This is a genomic window from Pseudoalteromonas sp. SR43-5 (assembly GCF_014163835.1).
Classification (GTDB): Bacteria; Pseudomonadota; Gammaproteobacteria; order Enterobacterales; family Alteromonadaceae; genus Pseudoalteromonas; species Pseudoalteromonas distincta.
In genome coordinates this window covers 1-9,401 of record NZ_JACJEA010000057.1, presented here as the reverse complement: position 1 = coordinate 9,401, position 9,401 = coordinate 1, and the positions used below count along the sequence as shown (strand labels likewise).

Sequence of the window (9,401 nt, the reverse complement as noted above, 5' to 3'; positions counted from 1 at the left end):
GGAATTTTGTTCTTTATTTTATATGCCAGCGTTTAGCAAATTATCATTAAATAATAAAAGCTTTAAAAACCATAATTATAATTTTTTAAATAAAAATTTAGAGGTCTCAAAAAATGGTTTTTACTTGGCTAGGGAAAAGATATTTGAACTAACAAATAAAAAAATGATAACAAAAACAGATTTAATTGATAATAAAAAAATAAAAGCTTCATGTAATGACTTATAGATTGTTGATATTATTAGTAGTGAGTTTTATTAGTCTGTTTTCGTATGCAGAGACGGATGAAGCCTTCTTACAACACCTCCAAAAAGGTGATAGCGTTTACCTTGAGAAGGCGCGTAAAGAAGGTAACAGGCTTGCCAGTTTATTTTTAAGTTATACTAGCTCTAATAAAGTAGTCAGTCTTGACTGCGATAAAAACAACAACTTTTATTTCAAATACTACTGTTTTTACTTGAATTATAGTTCAAATTATAAAAATAACGATTACTATGAAGCTAAAAGGTACTTAGAAATGATGTTAAATCACTTGAATACAAACAGTGATTTCTCTGCGCTGAAACAGCCCGTTGTAGAAAAAATAAACATCTTAAATATTTTAAATAAAGTCACAGAAACTCCAGTTCTTAGAAGTGGGACTTTGAAGTTAGAAAATTTCAAAAAAGAGCTTACGATTAATCATAAGAATATAGTTTTTACTTTAGATACAGGCTCAGAGTTCAATAGTTTGTCTATTGATGAAAATAGTGAATTCGGTGGAGCTATAAATGTGACCTCAGTGCAGGGAGGTACTAAGGGTTTCGATTATATTATAAGAAAGTCTGATACAAGTGACACTAACCACCTTTTCATAGTCAGCCCTAACTATAACCTTTTAGGTCGGAGTTACTTCAAAAACTACAACATCTTATTATTTGGGAACGGAAAAAATAATACTTTGACAGTTCCATTGAGGGATGATGGGCAAAATATTTACTTCATAGGTGAACTTTCTATTGGTGATAATAAATTTAGTGGAATTAATTACTGCCTTGACACCGGTTCAATAAAAACATTTGTAGCCCCTAAAATGTATTTAAAACTCAGAAATAATTTACTTAGTGTGGGGGTTTCGACTTTTTCAATAGATAGCTTTACAGGTAATCAATCAGCATTGGGGAAAGTTATACCTAAATTTAAATTAACTTTTGGGAGCCAGCCTTATATCTTAAAAAATGTGCCGGCTTATTTCCGTAGTAAGAGAGTTGATATTTGTGATGTGGTTTTGGGTCAGGATTTTCTTAAAAAAACACTAGTAAGTATAGACTTTAAGAATAACCAGATTATATTTTCACATGAGAGCGACTTGTAGAGGCATAGTTACTTTTGTCTTCAAAAGCAGTTAAAGCGGGCAATATCACCGGCCGCTGTTAACACATAAGGGCTAGTCTCAAGTGAATGGCTTGATAGCAAAGAGGTGATAGTTTTTTCTTGGATGAGAGGACGGCAATTCACTATGCCATGCTAGTACATGCGAGTACAATTGCCGAATAGAAGTATACTGATGGTTGCTTAATTTAACAGGCTTCGCGGCTGCCATACAGGCTCTCCATGGTATGGATAAGTAATACCGTGAAAACTGCATCTTTAAAAAACGCACCACGATAGCTCATGTACAATAGTTGATGTCGATAAGCCGCGTCAAGACCTACTTTTACTTTATATAAGAACGGTAATATATTATTTTTATAGTTGGCAATAATTACAAACTATTATAAGTGCAAAGAGCTAAAGTCAGAACTAGCATAGTTAGCAACTAATGTATAACAAGTGACTAAGGTTACGACTGCCCGCCGCTGGCACTTTGCCGATCTTCGGCAAAGTGCCAATGTATATTTGATTTTTATTGCTCTAGTTACTTCAATTGACTGTTCAGATATATGCATACCTCATGTAATTGATTTAGATATCCCGAGGATAAAAAGCTTAATGCGGAAGCTCCTCCAAATACTGTATTTGGCTTGTGTATCCACTGGTTAGCCTGATCTCTTTTTGGAAATAAAAGTCCTAGATTTTTATATATAGTTATGAAGCAAGAGATACGCTCGAGTGTGTCTGTACTGAGAGATGAAGCTTGATTGTGTTGCAAGTCTTTAAAGGTTTCAGGACGTGGGTTTCCTAAAAAAGCTATTTGGTGAGCTTCTGTAACATTCCATTCGAACATAATATTAAAAAAAGTTTTTAATGCCACTTGAGCGACTTGTTCTGATTTTATATCTAATTGATTAGGTTTAAGTGGCATAGCTTTCTAAATTATTCTTAATCAGTATTGAATAAGTTTAATCTAAGGGGAAATTAATGAAAAGCAATGTTTTACCAATACATACAAGTCTAACTTTCCATAGAAAGGTTAATTTTAGTTAAACCGTAACCTACTTAAAGTTTATAGATAATATGTCATTTATTGATAGTAATAACTACTTTATGGAAGTTGTGTTTAGTATTGCCTTATAGTTTCTGATTTATTTAAAAGTATAGAACTCTAAGTATGACTAAACACATATAGTGTAAATTAAAGTATAGTTTTTTGAGTATGAATAAAAATTACTTTGTTCACACCGCGTGCCATGAAACCGTCTCCTATAAACGTTAGATTAAACCAGCAACTTTACGCGCTTGGTCTAGGTCAAATTCTTTATCATTAATCTTTAAATAGCTGCGACTTTCATCGCGAACCACAGTTGCTTCTATTACGCCAGGTAAAGCAACTAACTGAGAAGCAAGTGTTTGAGCATGCTCTTCAGAATCTAATTTGGTCATTAAACTAATAACTTTACTTTTGGGTGGGACTTGCATTTTCCACGCAATAATAAGCCATATTAACCCAACAAGTGCCGCTGCCGCAAACACAGCTTGCGTCGTTGTCGTTTGTGCTACATAACCACCTAACATACCGCCTAAAAAGGCGCCTAAAAACTGACTAGATGAGTAGCCACCCATTGCTGAACCTTTTTGGCTTGCAGGTGCTATTCGCGATACAAGCGCAGGCATAGTGGCCTCTAAAAAGTTAAACGCCACAAAATAAAGCAGCATACACACAGCAATGCCTACTACACTATTAACCCATACCGACATTGCTAACATACTAATAGTTAACAAGGCTACTGAGCCAATAAATGCTTGTTTTTCTTTCTCTTTTTTAATGGCCACAATCATTATTGGTACCATTAATAAGAATGCTAAAAATAGCACTGGAATATATAAATACCAGTGATGGTCTGCAACCAAGCCATCTTTAATTAACTGACTCGGCAGTACGACAAATATAGTGGTTAGTGTTAAATGCAGTAGCAACACACCAGCATTTAATCGTGCTAACTGCGGATGTTTAATTAGTTTTTTAATGTCGCTAAAGCTTGCTAATGTATCACCTTTGGGTGCTTTATTTACCGCATTTGGCACTAGCATGGTCACTATAAATATACCAAAAACAGCTAAAATAGCAGTTAACCAAAATACACCAGCAATACCCCACGAAGCAGCAACAATTGGCCCAAGTAACATAGCAAAGGCAAAGCTCATTCCTATGCTCATACCAATAACAGCCATTACTTTTGGTCGTTGCTCATCGCGGCTTAAATCTGAGGCAAACGCAAGTAGCGCACTGGCTATTGCGCCCATACCTTGTAGAGCGCGGCCTACGGTAACCATTTGAATAGAGTCAGCTAATGCAGCAACTACAGAGCCAATAGCAAATACGACTAAGCCACCAACAATAACCTTTTTACGACCAATTTTATCGGATAAGCGACCCATAGGTATTTGTAATACGGCTTGCGTTAAACCATACGCACCAATAGCAAAACCAATCCAAATAGGCGAAAAACCTTCAAGCGATTGTCCATAAATAGCCAATACAGGCATCAGCATAAACAAGCCGAGCATTCTAAATGCAAACACACTCGCCAGCGATACTGCGGCGCGCTTTTCTCGTGAATTAAGTGAAGATGCGGTCATTATCTGCGTGATCTTACTCTATGAAAAATTGAGGTTGGGATTCTACCATAAGCTTGGCAATAATTAATCGCCTATAAGTAAGGATTTTTCATTGATCAAGGATTAATATTGCTTCGTATTATGCGATACTGAGTAAATAATTTTGGTAATAAACGAGATAGCATGGAAAACATTGAAGTCCGAGGCGCCCGTACGCATAATTTAAAAGACATCAGCCTAACCATCCCACGTGATAAATTAATAGTTATTACTGGTCTATCTGGTTCGGGGAAGTCATCACTTGCATTTGATACACTTTATGCAGAAGGACAACGCCGGTATGTTGAATCACTCTCTGCGTATGCAAGACAATTTTTATCGCTTATGGAAAAGCCTGATGTAGATCACATCGAAGGCCTCTCTCCTGCAATTTCTATTGAGCAAAAATCAACGTCTCATAACCCACGCTCTACGGTGGGTACTATTACCGAAATTTACGATTATTTACGACTTATGTTTGCCCGCGTTGGCGAACCACGATGTCCTACACATGATTTACCACTTGCTGCGCAAACAGTGAGCCAAATGGTAGATACTGTTTTGGCACTGCCTGAGGGCAGTAAATTAATGCTGCTTGCGCCTATAGTAAAAGAGCGTAAAGGTGAGCATGTTAAGTTATTAGAACAGCTATCGAGCCAAGGTTATATTCGCGCCCGTATAGATGGTGAAGTATGTGACTTGTCTGATCCACCAACACTTGAGCTTCATAAAAAACATACTATAGAAGTAGTTGTAGACAGATTTAAAGTAAAAGATGGCTTACAACAACGCCTAGCAGAATCGTTCGAAACCGCACTTGAAATGTCTAATGGCGTAGCACATGTAGCATACATGGATGATAGCAGCGCTGAAGAAATTCTATTTTCAGCAAATTTTGCCTGCCCTACTTGTGGCTATGCGATGACTGAACTAGAACCGCGTTTGTTTTCGTTTAATAACCCTGCTGGTGCGTGCCAAACCTGTGATGGTTTAGGGATACGTCAATATTTTGATCCTAATCGCGTAGTGCATAACCCCGAGTTAAGCCTTGCTGGCGGGGCAATTAAAGGCTGGGATAAACGCAGCTTTTATTACTATCAAATGCTACAAGCAGTTGCGGATCATTACAATTTTGATTTAGACGTGCCTTATCAAGATTTAGACAGCGACTCGAAAAAAATTATTTTAGATGGCTCTGGTAGCACTAAAATTGCGTTTAATTACCGTAACGACCGTGGCGATTTAATTACGCGTAACCATGAGTTTGAAGGCGTTTTAAATAACATGAATCGCCGCTACCGCGAGACCGAGTCAAACTCTGTACGCGAAGAACTTGCTAAATACCAAACAAGCCAAGCATGTCCTAGCTGTAATGGCTCGCGTTTACGCGAAGAATCTCGAAATGTATTTATTGGGCAAACCAACTTACCTGCAATCACGTGCATGAGTATTGGTGAAGCTATGGAATTTTTTGAAGGGTTAACGCTAACCGGACAAAAAGGCCAAATAGCTGAAAAAATACTAAAAGAAATTCGCGACCGTTTATCATTTTTGATTAACGTTGGCCTAAATTACTTATCACTTGAACGTAGCGCCGACACACTATCAGGTGGTGAGGCTCAGCGTATCCGCTTAGCGAGCCAAATTGGTGCCGGCCTTGTAGGTGTAATGTACGTACTAGATGAGCCATCTATTGGATTACATCAACGCGATAACGACCGCTTGCTACAAACACTGGTCCATTTACGCGACTTAGGTAACACCGTTATTGTAGTAGAGCACGATGAAGATGCTATTCGTGCCGCTGACCATATTATTGATATTGGCCCAGGCGCGGGTGTCCATGGTGGGCATATTATTGCTCAAGGTACACGCGACGATATTTTAGCAAGCAAAGAGTCTGTTACGGGCCAATTTTTATCTGGCGTACGTAGAATAGAAATACCAAAAGAACGTCATCCAACGAACGACAAGTGGCTAGAGCTATTTGGCGCAACGGGTAATAATCTTAAAAATGTAGATCTAAAAATCCCATTTGGTTTAATGACTTGTGTGACAGGTGTATCGGGCTCAGGTAAATCAACGTTAATAAACGACACTTTATTTAAACTTGCTCATACAGAGTTAAATGGCGCAACCACTGCCGAAGCGGCACCGTATAAATCAATTAGCGGTTTAGATCATTTTGATAAAGTGATCGATATTGACCAAAGCCCGATTGGTCGTACTCCGCGTTCAAATCCGGCAACCTACACAGGTATATTTACCGGTATTCGTGAGTTATTTGCAGGTACGCAAGAAGCGCGCTCACGTGGCTACAAAGTAGGTCGCTTTAGCTTTAACGTTAAAGGCGGACGCTGTGAAGCCTGCCAAGGTGACGGCTTAATTAAAGTTGAAATGCACTTTTTGCCTGATGTGTATGTACCGTGTGATGTATGTAAGAGCAAACGCTATAACCGCGAAACGCTCGAAGTACAATACAAAGGTAAAAACATACACCAAGTGCTTGAGATGACTGTTGAAGACGCTCATGATTACTTTGATAAAATACCGGCTATTGCCCGTAAACTTAAAACGCTGATGGACGTCGGTTTATCGTATGTTCGTTTAGGACAAGCCGCTACTACTCTTTCAGGTGGTGAGGCGCAACGTGTAAAATTAGCGCGCGAGCTATCAAAGCGTGATACAGGTAAAACGCTCTACATATTAGATGAACCAACAACAGGCTTACACTTTGCTGATATTGAACAGCTGCTTGTTGTACTTCATCGTCTGCGCGATCACGGCAATACAATTGTTGTTATTGAGCACAACCTCGATGTTATTAAAACAGCAGACTGGGTTATCGATTTAGGACCTGAAGGCGGTGCTGGCGGTGGTGAAATACTCATTGCAGGCACACCAGAAGAAGTAGCCGAATGTGAGCGTTCACATACAGGGCATTACTTAAAACCTCTATTAAATAAATAGAGGTTAAGTTGTGACAAATCAATCGGCATTAAAGTTATTTAACCGTCGAGATTACACTTAATTAAAAATGGCGAGAAGACTCACTTCTCGCTATTTTTTTGCTCTAACTTTTCATTTATCAACATAATACCAACCCGCAATAATACTTAATCATTTTGCGGGGCTAAACGTGTCGCTACCTGTGTTAAAAAATTCTCATTTAGACAAAATCGAAAATGCTATTAAAGAAAAACAACACACCGCTGCAAATTTAACCTCGAAAGATAAACAGGCCCTAGTCGTTCCAACTTATCTGTATTATTTGCATGTCTTTATATTTTGATGCTGTAAAGAAAATCTGATTGCTATCACTAATAAAAAATGCGATAGGTTTAAAATCCACATGTACATCTTGTACTGTTTTATCTTCTAAATTAAGCCGAGCAACTCTTGAAATTGCATCAGAGTAGTAAAGGTAATTTCCATTAATGGCAAAAATTTGTGCTTGTCGCGCGTCTTTAGGCAATTCCCAATTCTGTTTATTTGATAATTTAATTAACTGATTATTAGTAATTGCATAGTTAGTGCCATCAGCACCTGAAATTAATTTATTGGCTTTAATATCCTCTAATATAGTTGTGTCTCGCGTTAATAAATTAAACTGACCAAATAGATTTTCTGAACCGCTTCGCTCTAAATAAATTATACTTTCATTATCTTTAGACCATACATAGTTTAGTATTTTTCGCCCTTTAAACTCAGCTATGGTATAGAGCTTGTTCGACATAACGTCAAAAAATGCAATATCACTATTAACTCTTAATAAAACCCGATCTTGCTTACTCGATACCCTTAGTCCACCAATTGCAAAGTTAGATTTCCCTTCATAAGTAAAGTTACTAAGCTGCTTTGTAAGTCCGTTTTGAGATAACCACAACTGACTGCTGCCAGAGCGCTCGGATACAAAAATATGCGCTGGTCCTTTCTCATTAATTACTTCTGCAATGATGTAGTCGTCTTCATCACTTTTGTAGAGTGCTTCATACTCAGGAGCATCGCTAAAAAGATTAGTCGCTTTAATTAACGAAAATGCTTGTGTTTTATTTGCTGAGTAAAAAAGGCTATTAGCAGATTGAACTGCAATATAATAAGGTGAAATTGCTGGGGTAACCGTTAGTGTGCGCTTAATAATATTATTTTTATCAAACACTATGGTTGAAAGCTCAGAGCCTTCAAAAACGATCACGCCTTTATCGTCTGCAAGCCAGTCAAACGCGAAGCTAATTACGCTTTTCTTTGCTTTAAATAACCGCTTAGTTTCATGGGTTTCAAAGTTGTAACTAAATACAGAAAAAGGCTTACCCTTTTGACTAAGTACATATGCTATTTTACTACCAGAATGAGATAAGCGAGGCATGATTACGCCATACATGACGCCTGGTGGTGGGATCACTATGAATTCTTTTTTAAGTTCTAAATCATATTTATATAAACCTGAACCCTCATGCTCATTTTTATATTCGGTGTAATAAATATGCTCACCACTTTCGTCTACTTGCGCATAACCTGTGTATCTAAGGTCACACTTTTTAATTAAGGTAGCCTCTCCTATAACAGGAAATTGGCTTAAATCGACGAGTACCATTTCACACTTTTGCTGCTTTAAGTTGGTCGCTTGTAACAACACAGAGCGCTGATTTAACTGCCACGATAAAATAGATACTTGAAAGCCAGGATAGGTAATTTCAACTTCCCTTTGATCAGATAGTCGCTTTACAAATGCATGCATTACGTCATTTTCAGGTTCAACATTTGTATAAGCTAAATATTGTTTATCTGAAGACATCTCAGGGTGAACCTCACTGCCTATATTCCACGTGCTTGCTACCTTATTAACCGTGATCTGTTTAATCTTTTCACTAGAAGGTGCATTAATAAAAAACAACCCAAACCATATTAAAAAGCACAGGCAAATAATGACGAATAAAGAATAAATCAAAAACTTTTTACTATTCTTTCTTTGAACCGGTTGCGAAATAGTTGCAGTAGCTACTTCTTCATTTTTGGCAGAAATACCCGTTGAGTCAGGAAAAATATTTGTAGACTCTTTAGAAACATTTGCTTGCGTTAAACGTTCAGGTATTACTGTTAGGCTATACCCTTTACGGTAATGCGTTTTTAAAAGCGGTGCTTTTTCAATTGGGTGGGCAAGCTGCTTTCTTAACTCTGAGATTGCACGGTTAATCGCATTATCATCAACAAAGCTCTGTTGCCACACACTCTCAATAAGCTCTTGGCGGGAAACGATTTGTTGAGGCTTATCTATAAAGTGGAGTAATAACTTTACTAAAAGTGGATCTAATTCCCTTTCTAAATGGTTTGAAGTAATCACACAGCGATTACTAATAAATTGCCAAGGTCCGATTTGATAATTCAT

Annotated in this window: 6 protein-coding genes; 3 read left to right on the top strand and 3 right to left on the bottom strand. The window is 37.6% G+C overall.

The features are described from left to right. Positions 1 to 226, top strand: a 226-nt coding sequence (locus H5090_RS20695; RefSeq protein ID WP_220490828.1) for a hypothetical protein, incomplete at its 5' end; no start/stop codon positions are given. Further along, entirely contained in the window at positions 216 to 1,352 is a 1,137-nt protein-coding gene (locus H5090_RS20280; protein ID WP_182696595.1) for a hypothetical protein, read from the top strand. The genes H5090_RS20695 and H5090_RS20280, both read left to right, overlap by 11 nt. 543 nt (positions 1,353 to 1,895) lie before the next feature. Here H5090_RS20280 and H5090_RS20275 read toward each other — a convergent pair. Beyond that, positions 1,896 to 2,282: an antitoxin Xre/MbcA/ParS toxin-binding domain-containing protein gene (locus tag H5090_RS20275; RefSeq protein ID WP_182696594.1), complete on the bottom strand. Its 387-nt coding sequence runs from the start codon at positions 2,280 to 2,282 to the stop codon at positions 1,896 to 1,898. Positions 2,283 to 2,629: 347 nt separating this feature from the next. Further along, on the bottom strand, positions 2,630 to 3,997 hold the full coding sequence (locus H5090_RS20270) for an MFS transporter (RefSeq protein WP_010553785.1): 1,368 nt from the start codon (positions 3,995 to 3,997) through the stop codon (positions 2,630 to 2,632). Positions 3,998 to 4,159: 162 nt separating this feature from the next. On the opposite strand from H5090_RS20270, the gene uvrA reads away from it, so the two are divergent. Next, positions 4,160 to 6,985, top strand: a complete 2,826-nt coding sequence (gene uvrA / locus H5090_RS20265; protein WP_170072570.1) for an excinuclease ABC subunit UvrA — start codon at positions 4,160 to 4,162, stop codon at positions 6,983 to 6,985. A 274-nt stretch (positions 6,986 to 7,259) separates the two neighbouring features. Here the strand turns inward: uvrA and H5090_RS20260 are convergent. Then, positions 7,260 to 9,401: transcriptional regulator (locus tag H5090_RS20260; RefSeq protein WP_182696593.1), on the bottom strand; the 2,142-nt coding region annotated here is incomplete at its 5' end.

Excerpts from the sequence above, each read along its gene's own strand:
- H5090_RS20280 (WP_182696595.1), top strand. The coding sequence starts at position 216 with ATGACTTATAGATTGTTGATATTATTAGTAGTGAGTTTTATTAGTCTG.
- H5090_RS20275 (WP_182696594.1), bottom strand. The coding sequence starts at position 2,282 with ATGCCACTTAAACCTAATCAATTAGATATAAAATCAGAACAAGTCGCT.
- H5090_RS20270 (WP_010553785.1), bottom strand. The coding sequence starts at position 3,997 with ATGACCGCATCTTCACTTAATTCACGAGAAAAGCGCGCCGCAGTATCG.
- uvrA (WP_170072570.1), top strand. The coding sequence starts at position 4,160 with ATGGAAAACATTGAAGTCCGAGGCGCCCGTACGCATAATTTAAAAGAC.